The sequence below is a fragment of the Catalinimonas alkaloidigena genome (genome assembly GCF_029504655.1).
GTDB lineage: Bacteria > Bacteroidota > Bacteroidia > Cytophagales > Cyclobacteriaceae > Catalinimonas > Catalinimonas alkaloidigena.
This window is the reverse complement of sequence record NZ_JAQFIL010000001.1, coordinates 4,519,217-4,537,782: the sequence shown is the minus strand read 5'-3', so window position 1 is coordinate 4,537,782 and position 18,566 is coordinate 4,519,217. Positions and strand designations below refer to the sequence as shown.

At 43.1% G+C, this 18,566-nt stretch carries 18 protein-coding genes; 8 read left to right on the top strand and 10 right to left on the bottom strand.

Annotation, left to right across the window (positions count from 1 at the left end):
• Positions 1 to 10: 10 nt before the first annotated feature.
• The 3 genes from cysM to OKW21_RS18475 form a co-directional block, all read right to left on the bottom strand.
• Complete coding sequence (cysM, locus tag OKW21_RS18485) at positions 11 to 889, bottom strand: cysteine synthase CysM (protein ID WP_277481907.1); 879 nt, start codon at positions 887 to 889, stop codon at positions 11 to 13.
• A gap of 8 nt (positions 890 to 897) precedes the next feature.
• On the bottom strand, positions 898 to 1,725 hold the full coding sequence (locus tag OKW21_RS18480; protein WP_277481906.1) for a serine acetyltransferase domain-containing protein: 828 nt from the start codon (positions 1,723 to 1,725) through the stop codon (positions 898 to 900).
• 135 nt (positions 1,726 to 1,860) lie between these two features.
• A complete protein-coding gene (locus OKW21_RS18475; protein ID WP_277481904.1) occupies positions 1,861 to 3,081 on the bottom strand; it encodes a serine hydrolase domain-containing protein in 1,221 nt (406 codons plus the stop codon).
• Between the two features lie 292 nt (positions 3,082 to 3,373).
• On the opposite strand from OKW21_RS18475, the gene OKW21_RS18470 reads away from it, so the two are divergent.
• Together OKW21_RS18470 and OKW21_RS18465 are read left to right on the top strand one after the other, a co-directional pair.
• Positions 3,374 to 4,915 (top strand): SulP family inorganic anion transporter, encoded by a 1,542-nt coding sequence (locus OKW21_RS18470; RefSeq protein ID WP_277481901.1) that lies wholly within the window; start codon positions 3,374 to 3,376, stop codon positions 4,913 to 4,915.
• 113 nt (positions 4,916 to 5,028) lie between these two features.
• Complete coding sequence (locus OKW21_RS18465; RefSeq protein WP_277481900.1) at positions 5,029 to 6,288, top strand: glutamate-5-semialdehyde dehydrogenase; 1,260 nt, start codon at positions 5,029 to 5,031, stop codon at positions 6,286 to 6,288.
• Between the two features lie 124 nt (positions 6,289 to 6,412).
• Here the strand turns inward: OKW21_RS18465 and OKW21_RS18460 are convergent, their stop codons facing one another.
• The 3 genes from OKW21_RS18460 to OKW21_RS18450 form a co-directional block, all read right to left on the bottom strand.
• On the bottom strand, positions 6,413 to 6,961 hold the full coding sequence (locus OKW21_RS18460) for a YceI family protein (protein WP_277481897.1): 549 nt from the start codon (positions 6,959 to 6,961) through the stop codon (positions 6,413 to 6,415).
• A gap of 63 nt (positions 6,962 to 7,024) precedes the next feature.
• Positions 7,025 to 7,474: a MarR family winged helix-turn-helix transcriptional regulator gene (locus OKW21_RS18455; protein WP_277481895.1), complete on the bottom strand. Its 450-nt coding sequence runs from the start codon at positions 7,472 to 7,474 to the stop codon at positions 7,025 to 7,027.
• Between the two features lie 68 nt (positions 7,475 to 7,542).
• A complete protein-coding gene (locus tag OKW21_RS18450) occupies positions 7,543 to 8,487 on the bottom strand; it encodes a hydrogen peroxide-inducible genes activator (RefSeq protein ID WP_277481894.1) in 945 nt (314 codons plus the stop codon).
• A 92-nt stretch (positions 8,488 to 8,579) separates the two neighbouring features.
• Between OKW21_RS18450 and OKW21_RS18445 the strand changes: the two genes are divergently transcribed.
• The 4 genes from OKW21_RS18445 to OKW21_RS18430 all read left to right on the top strand — a co-directional run bounded on the left by OKW21_RS18445 (position 8,580) and on the right by OKW21_RS18430 (position 12,113).
• Positions 8,580 to 9,053: a Dps family protein gene (locus OKW21_RS18445; RefSeq protein WP_277481892.1), complete on the top strand. Its 474-nt coding sequence runs from the start codon at positions 8,580 to 8,582 to the stop codon at positions 9,051 to 9,053.
• 171 nt (positions 9,054 to 9,224) lie between these two features.
• A complete protein-coding gene (locus tag OKW21_RS18440; protein ID WP_277481891.1) occupies positions 9,225 to 10,451 on the top strand; it encodes a saccharopine dehydrogenase family protein in 1,227 nt (408 codons plus the stop codon).
• Positions 10,452 to 10,504: 53 nt separating this feature from the next.
• A complete protein-coding gene (gene nspC, locus OKW21_RS18435; protein WP_277481888.1) occupies positions 10,505 to 11,644 on the top strand; it encodes a carboxynorspermidine decarboxylase in 1,140 nt (379 codons plus the stop codon).
• Between the two features lie 103 nt (positions 11,645 to 11,747).
• Positions 11,748 to 12,113: a hypothetical protein gene (locus OKW21_RS18430; RefSeq protein ID WP_277481882.1), complete on the top strand. Its 366-nt coding sequence runs from the start codon at positions 11,748 to 11,750 to the stop codon at positions 12,111 to 12,113.
• 66 nt (positions 12,114 to 12,179) lie between these two features.
• Here OKW21_RS18430 and OKW21_RS18425 read toward each other — a convergent pair whose 3' ends face one another.
• Positions 12,180 to 12,761, bottom strand: coding sequence for a hypothetical protein (locus OKW21_RS18425; protein WP_277481880.1), 582 nt, complete (start codon positions 12,759 to 12,761; stop codon positions 12,180 to 12,182).
• Between the two features lie 178 nt (positions 12,762 to 12,939).
• Between OKW21_RS18425 and OKW21_RS18420 the strand changes: the two genes are divergently transcribed.
• Complete coding sequence (locus tag OKW21_RS18420; RefSeq protein WP_277481878.1) at positions 12,940 to 13,923, top strand: sugar phosphate isomerase/epimerase family protein; 984 nt, start codon at positions 12,940 to 12,942, stop codon at positions 13,921 to 13,923.
• Between the two features lie 273 nt (positions 13,924 to 14,196).
• Complete coding sequence (locus tag OKW21_RS18415) at positions 14,197 to 14,445, top strand: hypothetical protein (protein WP_277481876.1); 249 nt, start codon at positions 14,197 to 14,199, stop codon at positions 14,443 to 14,445.
• Between the two features lie 198 nt (positions 14,446 to 14,643).
• On the opposite strand, the gene OKW21_RS18410 is transcribed toward OKW21_RS18415, so the two are convergent.
• The 3 genes from OKW21_RS18410 to OKW21_RS18400 form a co-directional block, all read right to left on the bottom strand.
• Complete coding sequence (locus tag OKW21_RS18410; RefSeq protein WP_277481873.1) at positions 14,644 to 16,488, bottom strand: metallophosphoesterase; 1,845 nt, start codon at positions 16,486 to 16,488, stop codon at positions 14,644 to 14,646.
• Between the two features lie 142 nt (positions 16,489 to 16,630).
• Positions 16,631 to 17,002 carry a hypothetical protein gene (locus OKW21_RS18405; RefSeq protein ID WP_277481871.1) on the bottom strand — a complete coding sequence of 124 codons (372 nt, stop codon included), beginning with the start codon at positions 17,000 to 17,002 and terminating at the stop codon, positions 16,631 to 16,633.
• Positions 17,003 to 17,022: 20 nt separating this feature from the next.
• Positions 17,023 to 18,540 (bottom strand): SusD/RagB family nutrient-binding outer membrane lipoprotein, encoded by a 1,518-nt coding sequence (locus OKW21_RS18400; protein ID WP_277481869.1) that lies wholly within the window; start codon positions 18,538 to 18,540, stop codon positions 17,023 to 17,025.
• Positions 18,541 to 18,566 lie beyond the last annotated feature (26 nt).

The window sequence follows — 18,566 nt, the reverse complement described above, 5'->3', positions numbered from 1 at the left end:
TATTATGCGCTTAATCAAACAGGTCAGAGCTTAGGTAGCGGTCGCCACGGTCGCAGACGATGAAGACGATCACGCCTTCTTCAAGTTCTTCGGCTAATTTTAAAGCCGCCTGCAAAGCGCCCCCGCTGCTCATGCCGGAAAGTATCGCCTCCTCTTTGGCCAACCGACGAGCCATCACCCGCGCTTCTTCTTCACTTACATCAATGATTCTATCCACCCGTTCACGCTCAAAGATTTTGGGTAAGTACTCAGGTGACCAGCGACGAATGCCCGGTATGCTGGACCCTTCGGTAGGTTGTGTACCTACAATCTGTATATCGGGATTTTTTTCTTTGAGATAACGTGATACGCCCATAATGGTACCGGTAGTACCCATGGCTGATACAAAATGTGTTACTTTACCCTCAGTATCGCGCCAGATTTCCGGGCCGGTAGTTTGATAATGCATCCCATAGTTGTCAGGGTTGGCAAATTGGTTAAGCATAAAGTAACCTTCATTCACAGCCATTTCTTCCGCAAGCTGACGTGAGTATTCAATCGTTTTATCAGCGGGAGTCAGTACCACCTTGGCGCCGTAGGCTTTCATGGCCTGTATACGTTCCTGGGTAGCGTTCTCCGGCATAAGTAAGGTCATGTGTACACCCATGGATTGCGCGATCATGGCAAGTGCGATGCCGGTATTGCCGCTGGTGGCCTCTACCAGTCTGTCTCCCTTCTTGATTTCTCCTCTGTCTAGTGCTCCTTTGATCATCCCGTAAGCAGCCCTGTCTTTTACACTTCCCCCGGGGTTTTGGCCTTCAAGCTTCCCATAGATGGATATATTTTTATATTGAGAGATATACTCAAGTTTTACTAAGGGGGTATTACCGATCAGGTCAAAAAGGGTCATGTTATGGTTTATTTAAAAATAATTAAATCTGTTTGTCCTTGCTCACTATTGTGCATTTGTGCCTGATAGTAGACTTTGGAGTGAGGCGGAATAGAGCGGGTAAGCCATACGTTTCCACCCACTACCGAGTGATGGCCGATCACGGTGTTTCCTCCAAGAATAGTTGCCCCGGAGTAGACGACTACGTGATCTTCAATCGTAGGGTGACGCTTGACGCTGGCATCTTCCTTATTCACACTCAAGGCACCTAATGTTACACCCTGGTAAATTTTCACATAATTCCCAATGATCGTAGTCTCACCAATTACTACCCCGGTGCCGTGGTCTATGCAAAAATATTCACCAATGGTAGCTTTGGGGTGTATGTCAATGCTGGTAATGCTATGGGCATACTCGGTAATCAATCTGGGAATACTTTTTACACCCAGCTCATGAAGCTTATGGGCTATTCTGTAGGCTGCAATCGCGTAGAACCCAGGGTAAGCACGTACTACCTCATCCCTGGTTTGGGCAGCAGGGTCACCTTCAAATGTAGCGTCAATATCCTTCTGTAAGCTATCATAAATTTCGGGAACAGCCTGAAAGAAAGCATTTGCTATATTTTCGGTTTGATCCCCTTCATGGATTAAGTTATTATACAGGATTTTACCCATATCAAGCTTCATCGCACGAATTCTTTCTTCAAAATCCTCAAAAGAACCTACATTTTCCTGTGCATAGGGCGGAAAGAGCACGCCCATAAGTTCGTGGTAAAAAGTAATAATTGCTTTAGTAGAAGGACATTTGGTGCATTCCTGATGAGAGTGATACAACCTTTTAGCAAATAATGAATCCATACGCGGTATAAATAAAAAGAGAATACTGGTCACTCTGAATACGACCTGAAATTGTAAAAAGTTTGCTTATCTCTGTTATCTAAAGCTGAGATGCTCCTGAGAAGTAAAGAATAATAATGATTACCGACTTTTTTTTTATTCAATAATAGCCTGATATACAAGCTGTTGAAATTTATTATTATAAAAATTGGTGTAGGGTGCGAACTGCGTCATAAGAATGCCTGCCAACTCTTCCTTAGGGTCAATAAAAAAGTAAGTGTTGAAAGCGCCTGACCAGCCAAAGGTACCCACTGAGCCTAAGGCCCTGGGGTCAGCCAGATCAGTGCGAACTGAAAAACCTAACCCAAAGCCATAACCTTCACCATAGAGGTCATTTACATGATTGACGGTCATCAGTTCTACAGTTTTAGGACTTAGTAGCCGCTGCCCATCCAAGGCTCCTTTGTTTAGCAGCATCCGGCAAAAACGCATATAATCTCTGGCAGTGGAAAAAAGACCATGGGTACCTCCATAAACAGTATTTCCTGAAGTTGGTGTTTGCCTTTCACTGACGGTTAGTTCCCCATCCTGGTTTTTGAAGTGTAAACCGACCACACGCTCTTTTTGATCTTCCGCTACATTATAGCCGGTATCTTCCATGCCCAGTGGGTCAAAAATACGTGTTTGTAAAAATTCGGCAGTGCTCATACCGGAAAACTGCTCAATGAGCAGGGATAACACATCGGGTGCGGCACTGTAATACCATTGTTCACCCGGCTGACCGACCAGGGGGAGCGCAGGCAGGACATCCACGCGGGCTTCAATATTTTGATGTTGCTGCATATATAATGCTTCACGGTATTTTTTGTCCAGCGCACTGCCTCCCAAACCGTGGGACAAGCCGGCGGTATGGCTTAGGAGGTGCCAGATCCTAATAGGCTCATCCAGACTGTCTGCTTCATTTTCCGAAGTTTGTACCTGCATATCAGCAAAGGCGGGAAGGTAATCTTCAAGGGGATCATTCAGATCAAAGTGGCCTTCCTCAAACAACATCATAAAGGCCACACTGATGATGGGTTTGGTCATAGACTGTATAAAAAAGAGCTGGTCTTTTTGCATTGGACTTTGGTCTGACAAATGGCTGGCGCCATAGCTCTGAAAGTGGGCGGTAGCCTCATTTCTAACGATTAAGCTTACAGCTCCCACCAGCTCTCCTTCTTCTATTTCCTGATTTAGATAATCGGATAAGCGGGCAAGTCTTTCTTCCGAAAACCCTGCTTTCTGGATATCAATTATAGGTAGCTGCTGTGCTACTAGGGAATAGCTGATGAAAAATAAGACTGGCAGCAGTAAATTTTTAATCTTAAGAGATTTCATTTGTTATTGTATGGTGGTAAAAATCTCCCCAAAATAACACTAATTATTTTCTTTCTAGTTTGAACTAATCTGGAGAGATTATTGGTTTGTTCTTTTCACAATAAAATATCCCGTAAGATGTGAATTTTATATAATAGCGTTTATTTCTTTGAATAAATGCGTACATTTGAGTCTTCTTTGCTAAGAAACACTAATAACAACCAGCAGGTTAATCCGGCCTGAATCCTCATTGAAATTATTAAAAAAATGTACGAGTGGGTGCTCACCCTAAGGGTATCCTATTGACAAAATTATGAAACAGTATTTTAAGTTATTTGATTTAACCCAAAAGGTTGATTACAAAACCGAAGTTTTATCAGGGCTTACGGTTGCGCTGGCACTGATTCCTGAAGCTGTGGCTTTCTCTCTGATAGCGGGTCTTTCTCCTCTTACCGGCTTATACGCAGCCTTTATGATGGGATTAGTCACATCAATACTGGGCGGGCGTCCTGGTATGATCTCCGGTGCTACTGGAGCAATTGCAGTAGTATTGGTGAGCCTGGTAAAGGCACATGGCGTAGAATATGTTTTTGCTACTGTGATTCTGGCCGGGGGTATCCAGATGCTGGCCGGAGTCTTAAAACTCGGGAAGTTCATTCGTCTGGTACCGCACTCAGTAATGTTTGGTTTCGTGAACGGGCTGGCAATTGTTATTTTCCTTTCTCAAATGGATCAGTTTAAGGTGATCAATGCGGCAGGCGCACTGGAGTGGATGAGTGGCTCTACATTGTACCTGATGCTTGGCCTGGTATTTATTACCATGCTCATCATCTGGGGCTTACCTAAGCTTACCAAAGTAGTCCCTGCTTCACTGACAGCCATTTTGGTGGTATCAGGCATTGTGATAGGTTTTGGTATAGAAACCAGGACGGTTGGCGATATAGCTTCTATCCAGGGAAGTTTTCCTCCTTTCCATATTCCTGCTATCCCATTTAACCTGGAAAGCATACAGATCATTTTTCCTTACGCACTCATCGTAGCAGGCGTTGGCCTTATTGAAAGCTTGCTGACACTGAACCTGATAGACGAGATAACTGAAACCCGTGGCCGTGGAAATAAAGAATGTGTTGCGCAGGGAGCAGCCAATATGCTGTCTGGTTTATTTTCCGGTATGGGGGGATGCGCTATGATCGGACAGAGCCTGATCAACATATCTTCTGGTGCACGTGCCAGGCTTTCGGGGATCGTAGCCTCAGTAATGTTACTTTTCTTTATCATGTTTGGCGCGAGCTTGATTGAGCAGTTGCCTATGGCGGCACTTACCGGACTGATGATCATGGTTGCGATCGGTACTTTTGAGTGGGCTAGTATGCGTAGCTTTGGCAAAATGCCAGTGTCTGATGTATTGGTGATGGTATTGGTTACCCTGGTAACCGTATTTTTACATAACCTTGCACTTGCTGTGCTGATTGGTGTAATCATCTCTGCTTTGGTTTTTGCCTGGGAAAACGCCAAGCGTATCCGTGCCCGTAAGCATATTGATGAGCATGGTGTTAAACATTACGAAATCTATGGACCATTATTTTTTGGATCGGTGGCTACTTTCAACGAAAAATTTGATGTGTTGAATGACCCTAATGAAGTGATCATTGACTTCGCCGAAAGCAGAGTCGCCGATATGTCAGGCATAGAAGCACTGAATAAGATCACCGAGCGCTACCGCAAAGCCGGAAAGACACTTCATCTGAAGCACCTTAGCGATGATTGTAGAGTATTACTCAAGAACGCTGAGAAAGTCATTGATGTCAATATCATTGAAGATCCCAAATACCGACTGGCGGTAGATTCTCTATAAAACATAACAAGGCTACTCTTCTGGAGTAGCTTTTTTTTGTGGATCGTTAAAAACGTTGGTCATTATCAAGAGCTTAATCTTCTTTGTAAATTCAGTTTTGTTAATTTTGGGACATGATTACAGCAACGAATATTACCCAACATCTGGAAGCAGTACAAAAAGCGGCACGCAAAGCCTATCAACTGAGTGATAAGCAAATCAATCAGGTGCTTAATGAAGTAGCTGATCTGGCGGTTAAGCAGACTGAAGCTATACTGGATGCCAACCAAAAAGATCTGGACCGTATGGACTCCAACGATCCAAAGTATGATCGTCTGATGCTTACTGCCGAGCGTATTCAGGGAATTGCGGCTGACATGCGCAATGTGGCAAAACTAAGTTCTCCACTGGGAAAAGTTTTGGAGGAAAAAACACTTGACAATGGTCTCCAATTGAAGAAAATGAGCGTGCCGATGGGAGTAATCGGTATCATTTACGAAGCCCGCCCCAACGTGACTTTTGATGTATTTGCGCTTTGCCTGAAGTCGGGCAATGCCTGTGTCCTAAAAGGTGGGAGTGATGCTGAATTTTCTAACATTGCCATCGCAAGTATCATCCATGAAGTGCTGAAAAAACATCAGATCAACGAGTATATGCTTTATCTTATGCCTGCCGGACGTGAAGCTACTCAGGTGATGCTGGAAGCCGTGGGCTATATAGATATCATCATTCCCAGAGGTAGCCAGGGGCTGATCAATTTTGTGCGTGACCATGCCAAAGTCCCGGTCATAGAAACCGGTGCAGGTATCGTACATACCTACTTTGATGAAAGTGGAGACCTGAAAAAGGGAAAAGAAATTATTTTTAACGCGAAAACCCGCAGGGTGAGCGTATGCAATGCATTGGATTGCCTGATCATTCACCGGGAAAGACTGGCGGATCTGGAAGCCCTTACGCACAAGCTCATCACCAAAGAAGTAGAAGTCTATGCTGATGCTGAAAGCTATGCGTACCTGGAAGGGGTGTATCCTGCCGCGTTCTTGCATAAAGCTCAGGCTGAGCACTTCGGAACTGAATTTTTAGCACATAAAATGTCCATAAAGACCGTAGGCAGTCTGGAAGAAGCACTTGATCATATTGCCACATACAGCTCCAAACATAGCGAGGCAATCGTTGCTGAGGATAAAAAGGTAATTGAAGCGTACATGCGCTCAGTAGATGCCGCAGCTGTCTATGCCAATACCTCTACTGCTTACACTGACGGCGCTCAGTTTGGCATGGGAGCGGAAATTGGGATCAGCACACAAAAACTTCATGCCCGTGGACCTATGGCCTTGCCTGAACTTACCAGCTACAAATGGCAGATTTATGGAGATGGGCAGGTGAGGGGATGAGCAGAGTCAATCGTGAATGGTATATAAGAAAGAGTGATTTAAGAAAAGTTTAAGATTGGAATGCCGGAGCCAGAAGTCCGAAGGAAAACTTCTGACTCCTAACTCCCGGCTTCCAGCTTTTTTCTTAAGCCTGCCTGGCAAATTGAACGTTAGCAATAATTTTTACCTGATCACTTACCACAGCGCCTCCGGCTTCAGTTATGGCATCCCATTTTAAGCCAAATTCTTTGCGATTGATTTTTCCAGAAACCTCAAAGCCAACTTTGGTATTGCCATAAGGGTCTACCATAGTACCACCGTACTCTACATCCAGTTCTACAGTTTTTGTAATATCTCGAATAGTTAAGTCTCCTACTAACTTATACGCATCATCAGCTGTCTTTTTCAACGTTTTGGATGTAAAAGCCAGATTAGGATACTGCTCAGCATTAAAAAAATCATCAGATTTCAGGTGGGCATCTCTCTGCTCATTGTTGGTACTGATGCTATTGACGTCTGCTGAAAAACTGATTTGGGCATCTGAGAAGTCTTCTTTCTCACTGCTGAAGCTGGCATCATATTTCCCAAAGCTACCGGTCACAGTAGATATCACCAGGTGTTTTACTTTAAACTGGATTTCTGAATGCATAGGATCAACTGCCCAGCTAGCTTTTTTTTCTGCTACATTTTCCATAATTAATGAATTTAGTTGTTTATAATATATTTGTATATACAATTAATTTAACAAAATTTTTTTTTACCCCCTAAACTTGTCAAGCAGCTTGTTTAACAGTTCTGCTTCCTCCTGGCTCAGGTTTTTCATGCGGTCCATACTTCCCTCTATTTCCGGCCTGATTTGCTCCAGAAGTTCCATACCCTTTTCAGTAATCAGAATATCCACTTTACGACGATTACTTGAACATTCTTTACGAGTAACATAGCCCCCCAGCCTAAGCTTCTCTACCAGACGGGTAGCATTAGACATTCGGTTAACCATGCGTTCAGTAATCAATTGTAAAGATGAAGGTTTGGGGTACTGACCTTTCAGAATACGCAATACATTGTATTGCTCCTGAGATATGCCGAAAGGCTTCAGGCACTGATTCACCTGATTGGATAGCCAGCTTTCTGTTACTCTGATATTAAGTATCGCTTTATAATAAGAATTTTTAAACTGATCCTGTTTTATGACTTCCTCAAGCTTCATATTTTGTTTCTACTTTTGTTGTATATACAACGGTCAATTTAGAAAAAGGATTTATTTTATCCAAAAAATTATACACGAATAAACGAATCTACGACTTCATACTTACCGGCGGTGAGCATATACTGGGGAATACTCTGTATTATGCTGGCTTTAAGCTTGTTGAATATTTTTTGTTTGTAGTGGAAGCGGCTGTGTACCAGACTAATCTCTCTGACGACTTTCTGCCCACTGATATCTCTGAGCATATTTTCTTTCACTGCACTTACGCCCAAGGTTGCCAGTTCAGGAATGAAAGTAATGCCTCCCTGATGCTCTACAATGCGCATGAGTGATGCAATAGAGCTACTTTCGTAGGTGAATTTTTCCTGGGTAGTCTTCTTGCCCAGATGACAGATATCGTTGATCTGATTTCGGAAACAGTTTCCTTCTTTCAGCAACCATAAGTCTTTACCGGCGATTTCATCCAGTTGAATATTTTCTTTATTGTATAAGGAGTGGTCTTCTGAGATATAGATGAAGAAGCGTTCGTAGAACAAAATCTCAAAAATAAGCCCGCTGGCGCTGACCGGAGTAGCGATGATACCCGCATCCAGTTTGCCATTTCTGAGCTGAGAAAGGGTCTCTTCGGTGGTTAATTCGGTGATGTGTAATTCAATTTCAGGGTGTTTAGCATTGAACTGCTTCACAAACAAAGGCAGGAGATAAGGGGCTAAAGTAGGAATAATCCCTACTTTAAGTAAACCACTTTCACTGCTTTGCAATTCTTCCGCAAGGCCCTGTAATCCTTTAAATGATAAAGCGACTTCTTTTGCCTTTTCAAGAAATACTTTTCCGGACTCAGTAACACGCAACGGTTTATGCGTACGGTCAAATAAGGTAAAGCCGATTTCATCTTCCAGTTTTTTGATTTGCATGCTTAGTGCGGGCTGACTCACATGAGAAGCTTCAGCAGCCTTGATGATACTGAGCTGATGATATACCGCCAAAGCGTATTGAAGTTGTTCCAGGGTCATAATATAAGTTTTAGTTATGCTAATATAATAAATATCAATTGTTCTGATGATAACATGATGCGTATATTTGTGGATATCAAAGCAACAAAACAATGAACACTGTAGTCGCTAAATCTCGCACTGAAGTGAGAAATGAAAAACTTGTACAAGAGCTGAATCAACTGCTTGCTGACTATCAGCTGTATTATCATAATTTAAGAGGGTTTCACTGGAATGTAAAGGGACACCTTTTTTTCCAATTACATGATAAATTTGAGGATTTATACAGAGAAGCCAGCGAAGCTGTAGATGTTATCGCAGAGCGTATTCGTGCATTGGGAGCTACGCCATTACATACCATAGAAGAATATTTTCAGCAGGCGCAGCTTAGCTCTGCCAAAAATATCAGCAAGGGAGAAGAGGCGGTAAGTATAGCGATGAAGAACAGCCAGGTACTGTTATATGATCTTAAGGAAGTACTGCATCTGGCAGAAAGTTTTCAGGATGAAGCTACTATAACGGTGATCAGTGAATTGATTACCGAGACTGAAAAGCGTATCTGGATGTTAAAAGCATTTCTAGGATAAGGACAGATTGAATTTTGTAATTTCAATTTCTGAGAGATTGTTTCGCTTCCGTCGGGACAATCTTTTTTTTATAGCGATTCATTTTTTTGAGCTTGGGCAAACACCTATTTGCTTTATGGGTTGAATTTGTACCTTTGCGACACATCATGCCATTATAAACTTTTTAGACCTATGAGTAAAGTGTTAATCATTGGAGCCGGTGGTGTAGGGAATGTCGTTGCCCACAAATGTGCCTCCGTTCCTGAAGTTTTTTCAGAAATTATGCTGGCCAGCCGTACTCAATCCAAATGCGATGCTATTGCCCGGATGGTAGCTGAAAAATATCCTGATGCCCAGCCTATTCAGACCGCCCGGGTAGATGCTGATCATGTACCCGAGCTGGTAGCATTGATCAACAAATTCAAGCCGGAGATGGTAATCAATGTAGCATTGCCTTATCAGGATCTGACGATCATGGATGCCTGTCTGGAAACCGGGGTACATTATCTGGATACTGCTAATTACGAGCCAAAAGATGTAGCGAAATTTGAATACAAGTGGCAATGGGAATATCAGGATCGTTTTAAAGAAGCCGGTCTGATGGCCTTACTCGGTTGTGGCTTTGATCCCGGCGTAACCGGGGTGTTCACTGCTTATGCACAAAAGCATCATTTTGATGAAATCCACTACCTGGATATCATTGATTGTAATGCCGGAGATCACGGCAAGGCTTTCGCGACTAACTTCAATCCCGAGATCAATATTCGTGAGATTACGCAAAATGGCCGCTACTGGGAAAAAGGAGCGTGGAAGGAAACAAAGCCACTGGAAATTCACCGGCCGATTGACTATCCCGAGATTGGTCCTAAGGAGTCTTACCTGCTCTATCATGAAGAACTGGAGTCACTTACCAAAAACATCAAACATCTGAAGCGGGCCCGCTTCTGGATGACTTTCGGACAGGAGTACATTAAGCACTTGACAGTATTGCAAAATGTAGGTATGACGCGTATTGATCCAGTTAAATTCAACGGAATGGATATCGTGCCCCTGGAGTTTCTGAAGGCAGTACTACCGGAACCAGGTACATTGGGTGAAAATTATAAAGGGCAGACTTCTATCGGCTGTCAGATTAAAGGGATCAAAGATGGCCAGGAGAAGACTTATTATGTTTATAATAACTGCGACCATGCCGAAACCTATAAAGAAGTTAGTGCGCAGGCAGTATCCTACACTACCGGCGTACCTGCTATGATCGGGGCTATGCTAATGCTGACCGGAGAGTGGAAGAAAGAAGGGGTCTTTAATGTGGAAGAATTTGATCCAGACCCTTTTATGGAAGCCCTCAACAAATACGGGCTGCCCTGGCATGAAAAAGTGGACGAACCACTGGCTTTTGACGATTACAACATCAATTAATATACAGCAAAATAGGGGAGGTGTAAAGCCTCCCTTTTCAATGAATACCTATTATGCCTATCAATTTTAAGGAAGTTCCCTCAGCCTGTTTTGTGTTGGAAGAGCGTAAATTACGCCGTAATCTGGAGATTATGAAGCGAGTACAGGATGAATCAGGTGTCAACATCATACTGGCACTCAAAGGTTTTGCTATGTTCAGTACCTTCGGATTGATCAAAAAATATTTGCACGGTACTACTGCTTCTTCTTTGCACGAAGCACGATTGGGTTTTGAGGAGTTTGGTGATGAAGTACATGCCTATAGTCCGGCCTATTTTGAGGATGAGTTTGATGAACTGATGAGTTATTGTAACCATATCACCTTCAATTCTCCTGCGCAGTGGGAGCGCTTTAAAGACAAAGTGAAAGCCAATACAAAGGAGATCTCCTGTGCGTTACGCATCAATCCGGAATATTCTGAGGTAGAAACAGACCTGTATAATCCGTGTGCCATTGGCACCCGACTGGGCGTTACCGCCGACCAGATTGGAGATAAACTGCCGGAAGGCATAGAAGGTTTACATTTCCACACGCTTTGTGAAAGTGATTCCCATGCATTAGAACGCACACTCAAAGAAGTAGAAGCCAAATTCAGTCACTTGCTCCATCAGGCCAAATGGCTGAATATGGGAGGTGGGCACCTGATGACGAGAGAAGGTTATGATATCAATCATCTGATCGGACTGGTTAAAAGTATGCGTGAAAAGTATGATCTGGAGATTATCATGGAGCCAGGCTCCGCTGTAGCCTGGGATACTGGTTATCTCACTTCTACGGTACAGGATGTGATTGACAGCAAAGGAATACATGCGGTAATACTGGATGTAAGTGTGGCTGCCCATATGCCTGATTGCATAGAGATGCCCTACAAGCCTAAAATTCTGGGCGCCAAAGACGCCAGACCAGGACATCCGGCTTACCGTATCGGAGGTACTACCTGTCTGGCAGGAGATTATGTTGGCGACTATCATTTTGATCAACCTCTTAAGCCCGGAGACATGCTGGTATTCGATGATATGATGCACTATACTATGGTGAAGACCACTACTTTCAATGGTGTCAGGCATCCTTCTATCGGAATCTGGCATGAGGACGACACCTTTGAGCTGGTGAAGACCTTCGGTTATGAATCGTATAAGCATAAGCTTTCCTGACAAGCAACCGTCCGTACAGATAGACAATTGAAGAAGTATTTAAAATAAATATTCACCAGAATTTTTATATTGTGTTGATTAACAACCCTAACCAACACAAGAAATGCGCAGACACATTGAAATCCTCGCATATTTGCATATCGTATTAGGTACGCTTACAGTACTTACAGGATTGATTATCGCTCTTTTTATCGCGGGCAGTGGACTGATATCCGGAGATGAGAACGCCATGTGGGTGACTTCCTTAGTAGGAGGAGGGTTTGGTTTTTTTATGGCTGCGATGGGTGGAGTAAGTATCTTGGGAGGATGGGGACTACTTAAACGTCAGGAGTGGGCCAGGATACTTGTCATCATTCTGAGTATTGTAAGTCTACCTGGCTTTCCTTTTGGGACTGCATTAGGGGGTTATGGACTTTGGGTACTTTTTAAGCAAGAGGCCAGACCTGAGTTTATGGCTTCGGCCCACTGAAATTGAAGCAGTTCAGTTGTACTTAAACAAAAAAAACGGGCAACTGGCCCGTTTTCATGTTTTCGCTTACATATCTTCAGGGATGGTATGAGTAAGCTGACCGCTATCATCAAACATGAGTACATAGGTATCGGCTTTGTCTTCGTCATTTACCTCAATCTCATAATAGACTTCCACATTTGAGGGCATTTCCTTCTGTGCGGCCTCATCCTCAGTCATGTCAGCGTCGGTGGCATTTTCCTGAGCTGTACTCTCCATTTCCTCATTCCGAATGTCGTTATAAGTGTCCTGGTAGTAAGTTTCGTTAAGGCTTAAGTTATCATTTCTCATACGATACGGACGACGACTACCATCTTTACTCATCGAAGCATTAATAATACTATCCGTAGCAGTTTCTTGTCCTGGTACTATACTGAGCTTATAAACAGCGATCATATTCATATCGCCATACGCAGTTGCTTTAATGCTTTCAGTCACTTCCTCCGGAAGTTCGCTAAGTTCAATCTGAGACCTTCCGATTGCCTCTCCCAAATAAACATTGCTGCTATCTGTCATCGCAGGATTTTGAGCTTGGGCAAACAGGTCGGAAATAGTAAATATTGTTAAAGCAAAAGCAAAAAAAATGAATTTATTATCTACCGATTTCATATCTATACACAATTAAAGTTAAAAAAATGGCTATTTAAGCTTACATCTAATAAATAGAATCGAGTCTGAAATGTTTTGAATTAAGCACAATTAATATTGATAAACATATGCGCTCAGTTTGGATATTTCAATGCAGACCTTTTTGTCTGTTTTTAAGTTTTTCTAAAAAGTGCTATACTTGAAAAAACACAATACAAATATGCACAACCGACGCGAATTTATTCAAAAATCTTCCTTACTTACCGCAGCCGCTTTATCTGCACCCCTTACTCAAGTGTTGGGCCACCCTGGGCGCTCTTTTGCTTCACGTAAATTTACAATGCAACTGGATGGCGGCTCAATCGGTGTAAGCGTCGGACAAAAAGAGTTAATTGATTTGGCAAGCAAATATGGTTTTGAGTCGGTGAGTGCTCATTCAGCTTATCTCGCTGACATTTCTTCTTCAGAGAGGGAGAAGCTTCTGGCTGATATGAAGCAAAAAAATCTGGTGTGGGGCAATGCCGGACTGCCGGTACAGTTTCGTAACGACCGCAGTACTTTTGAGGCTGACCTAAAAGCTTTGCCTAAGCATGCAGAAGGATTAGAGAAAGCAGGCGTGAACCGGATCACTACCTGGATTATGCCTAATCATCCTACGCTCAATTACCTGCAAAACTTCAGGGAACACGCAATCCGACTGCGCGAAGTCGCTAAAATTTTAGGTGATCATAACATACGGTTTGGTCTGGAGTATGTAGGTCCAAAAACCTTGCAGAATGCCAAAGAATACCCTTTTATGCGCAGCATGGCTGAGACCAAAGAACTAATCACTGCCATAGGCGAGCCCAATGTAGGGTTTGTGCTGGATAGCTTCCACTGGTACACTGCTGGTGAAAATGTAAATGACATTTTGACTTTGAATAACAGTGAAGTTGTGGCCTGTGACCTCAATGACGCACGTTCTGGATTTAGCAGACTGGAACAGATAGATGGAAAAAGAGAGCTGCCCATGAGTAGTGGAGTAATAGACATAAAAGGGTTTTTGAATGCGCTCATTCAGATTGGATTTGATGGCCCTATTCGGGCTGAGCCATTCAATCAGGAACTTCGTGATATGGAAGACGAGGCTGCGGTAAAAAAGACAGCTGATGCCATGAAAGAAGCCTTTGAATTAGTAGCTTAATTAGTTAGCTATCAAACCAAATACACTAGTTTTAGGTTAGCCTAAAACTAGTGTAAAATCAAATTAATACTATTACTTATTCAAACTTTAACCGAACTTTATTAACTTAGCAGCTGTTTTATTATAGTCATTGGTAGCTATAAAATTTTTTAATATTACACATTCGTCTCCGTTCCGGAGCAAAACTCTTGTGTTTTATTACAATCTGAGTGTCGTTTAGACAGACACCTGCTCAATGACAATTTGGTATATTGAAAATTTTACTTGTTTACTATGGATACAGATACAGTGATTACAAAAAAGGACAGCAAACAGATGAAGTACTTGCAGCAAGCTGTCCGCCTTTTGGAAAAAAGAGGGTATAGTGATATTAAGGCAGAATTGCCTGAATATGAATCACCTACCAGCTTTACCGAAAAAACCTCTGACAAATCATATACGCCTGACCTTACTGGTGAGAAGGATCTAGGTAAAGATTATTTTCAGGTAGTAGAGGGTGATAAAAAAATATACAGGATGTAGTAAGTAAGTGGAAGCTGTTTTCTAATCTGGCAAAGATCAAGAATGGGCAGTTTTATTTGTTAGTACCCTACGGAAGAAAGAAATATACTACAGAACTGGTCAAAGAATATAACATAGACGCAGAATTAATGAAATTGGAAAGATAGATTCCATTTCATGTCTAAAATGAAGCCATCTCATTCTATTGAGTTGGCTTTTTTATTTGACTATATCCAATAAATCTTTCATCCTGCCTTCTGTATCAAATACCTGGTAGCGCAACTTATTGTGGTGAATGCTAATGGTTGCATAGTGGTGACCACGATAGGTTTTGGCACTAAACCAGGCCCTGGCCGGAGCAAAATCTTCCAGATTACCGCCACCACCGCCACATTGTACATAAATCACACCTCCCTCTTCTTTGACCAAATCATCCAGCACCGGCAGGCTACGTTGATAGGTATGCAGGTGACCAAAGAAAACCATATCTACCCCATATTTTTCGTACAGCGCTACGACAGGGCGCACCGTCGGGTCTCCGTAATTTGATGGTCCTTCCCAGGAATTTCCGTAATCATTTTCATCAGCGGAGTAGGGGGCATGATGATGGGCTACAAATTTCCATTGTGCGGTTGAAGCTTTCAGAGCGTTTTCCAGCCAGACGTACTGTTCTCCTCCTGGCTTAAACTGTTCCTTGCTCTCATTGCTATTCAGCATAAAAAACTCAGCATTGCCATAGCGGAATGCATAGTAAACCTCGTCATTGGGTAATCTGTGGTATTTTTTATACCAGAAAAGATCTGCTTCTCCATTACCCGCTACCGGAAAAACCGGAACGCGGCTGTGTAACTGTCTTGTGCCGGCAAAGTATTCGTAGTTCCATTCAAACTTATGAGGCTCAAACCCGCCATCGGTCAAATCACCCAGGTTTAGTACGAAATTAGGGCGCTCATCCCATACCATTTTAGTGATGCGGTCATTGATATGAGGGCGGGCCTCTGTATCTCCAATCAACGCAAAGGAGTAGGCTCCTTCATCCTGCACAGCCGTCTGAAAAGTAAGTACACCTGACTCTATCTTATTCCCTTCCTCATCCCTAGAAATGATATTGTAGAAGTAAGGAGTAGCCGCTTCCAGATTTTCCAACGTGATTTCCTGAATGGTTTCAAAGTTAGAAGCTTTTACTTCTTCCTGCAAAGGAAGTTGCTTACCGTATTTGATGCTTGCAGTAGCAGGACGATCTGTTTCCCAAATCAGATTGATACTTTTCTGTGTAGCAAAATGAAGGTAAGGGCCTGCGTTAAAATGAAATTTATCTTCGTAAAACCAGCCTTCCTCAACGGTAGTTTGTAAACTTTCAAAACGGCTCTGTACCTGCTCACTGTTCAGCGCACAATTGTAAATGCGCAAATCCCTCAGCAGATTTCCCATATCCATATAAGGTTCGTTTTTCATATAGGCGGCAACTTCAATCTCAGGAGAGGCCGATCTATCCTGAAGGCGCTTTTTTACGCTAGTGCTGCTTACTTCAGTACCATTCAGATACAAGCTTATCCGACTGCCATCATAAGTGGCTAGTAAGTGGTGCCAGTAACGTTTCCAGGGCTTATCAGCCTGGGCATGCAAAATTGTGCCTCTGGGTGAATCCTCGGTTAACAGGGTAAAAATCACATCACCATCATAGTAAGCAAGTAACCAGTCTGGCTCAGTATTCACGTCTTTTCCTTTGACGGTAGCCAACACACCCACCGGCTGATTGACATGATCAACCAGCCACATTTCCAATGAGAACGGGCCGTGAGGCAAGCTGTCAGCAGGAAGAAAATTAATGATACGTTCAGTAGGGTCTTCTCCATGAAAAATAAGTGGATAAGCCTGCGTATCTACTTTTTTGTAAGGCGTTGCCGGAGGAGAAATAAAAGGACCGGGAATATTGTGAGCATTGCCGGGTAGCGTGTATTGAGGAGCAAAATGCCATGCTCCGACAAGATGTTCGTCTGGAATCTGGGCGAATATCGGAAATGACAGGAGTAAGGCGGTGAAGCAGCTAAGTAGTGTTTTCATAATTGAAAGTAGGATAGTCATGAGCAAGCAAAGCCGTTATCTGTAATTAAGTTAATTAAAAGAAAAAAGCGTGAAATTTCAGGAATCTCACGCTTTTTGGTAGGCTAAGGACTAATCACAAAGCTTGATTATCTCAAAACAGTTAGTAAGAAATCTGATAGCGTGTGGTAAAAGGTCTCCCGTCAGTATTGGAAGCCGTAAAATTAATTCTGTCAGCCCCTTCTATTTCTGACAGAGGTACACTCAAAGTGGCTACGCCATTGCTGAAATTAAGGGTACCTAAGTCTACACTCAAGCCATCTCCCAGTGCGATAGCGGTTGCGCTTTCCAGATCAGGAGCGGTGATCTCTATAATCACATCGGTAGCACCTTCAAAATCACCGTCAGCAGGAGTGAAAGTAAGCCTGGTAAAGGGTTCAAAAGCTTCGGTCTTGTCAAACTCATCATAGCAGCTGCTGAGTAAAAATGTGCTGCTGATAACCATAAGAGTAATTATGCTGAATATATTTTTCATTGTCTTGCTTTGTTTAATGATTACTGAACATCCCACCATACCTTGGTAGTGATCACATCTGGGCCCTGAGAAAAAATGGCTGCATCATAGTTGTCTCCATTCAGCGACTGCGCCTCAATAGGATACATAAAGCGGGTAGGCACCTGATTGACCAACGCATCCGGTCCGGGCTCAATCTCGGGGTAACCGCTTCTTCTCCATTCTGCCCAGGCTTCGTTGCCGTTGAAGAATAGCGCCAGCCACTTTTGCAGCGCGATTTTCTCCAGTTTTTCTTCCTGAGTGCCGGTATAAGCAATCTCAGCTTGTGTAAAATAGCTGGCTTCCGGCATTACGGCTTCACTGATTTCCGGAGCGATCAGCGCTGTTCTTTCTACAAAGTAGTCAAATGAAGCTTCTACACCGTTCAGGTAATATGTTTCAGCTTCTCCCCCGATATAACCTTTCTCCGCAGCTTCAGCCAGAATGAACTGCAGTTCTGAGTAGGTCATGATCATGCCCTGACGAGCAGTAGGTGAGGCCATATCGTCGCAGGCTAAGCAGGAGTACATCAGGCCAACACGTGATACAAAATTAGAACCTCCATTGAATATCAAAGCGCTTTCATCAGCTAAGCCGTTGGGTACACCTACATAATCCTCCGGTTCACCTACCAGTCCGGCACCGGAATTGGTGGTAGGCTGGGCGTATGCAAACAGCCGGTTATCATTTAAATCTTTTAGAATATTTTCCATAAACTGACTGAGGCGGTACTCATCAAAAGAGCCTGAGCGAGTGGTATAGAGCGGCTGCTGATTGGGAGCAGAACTCAGGTAATCTAATACCGCATGATCTTCATTGCTGGTAAAAACAGGTGCGTTAACATCATTGAGAATCGCCGACATGGCGGAAGAAGGATCAATCTGCTCAGACTGACGCATCAGGATACGAAGTCTTAATGAATTAGCCATTTTCTGCCAGCGGCTCAGGTCTCCATTGAATAGGATGTCACCTGAGATGGGTGTAGCATTGGTATTTAGAATGGTATTAGCCTTTTCCAGATCTGTCAGTATGCCAGCGTAAATATTCTGCTGTGAATCAAATACCGGGGTGAAGTTAGCTTCAGATTTACCCTGAATAGCCTGAGAATAAGGAATATCACCGTAGAGGTCAGTCAGAATCTGATACATCCAGGATTTCATGATCAGCGATACCGCTACATAACTATTTTCACTTTCCTCATTATCAATAATGTTATTGACATCACGGAGCACGTCGTAGAAGTCAAACCAGGGCGAGCCTTCCGGCGTCCAGTCATAACGGTCACGGCCGGTAAACTGAATCTTGGCTACATGCTGGGCCACTACATTTCCGGTACCCCAGGCTTGCCCGTCCATTTCCCTTACCGCCTGGATGATCACATTGGTGAGCAGCAGATCAGAAGTGACAGTCTCAGGCTGGTTAGGGTTGGCATTAATTTCTTCAAAATCATCATCACAGGCGCTGGTGACAAAGAGCGCTAATAGGATGGTGAGTAGATTTTTACTATTAATATATTTCATTGCTTCAATTTTTTTGCGTTGTAGAC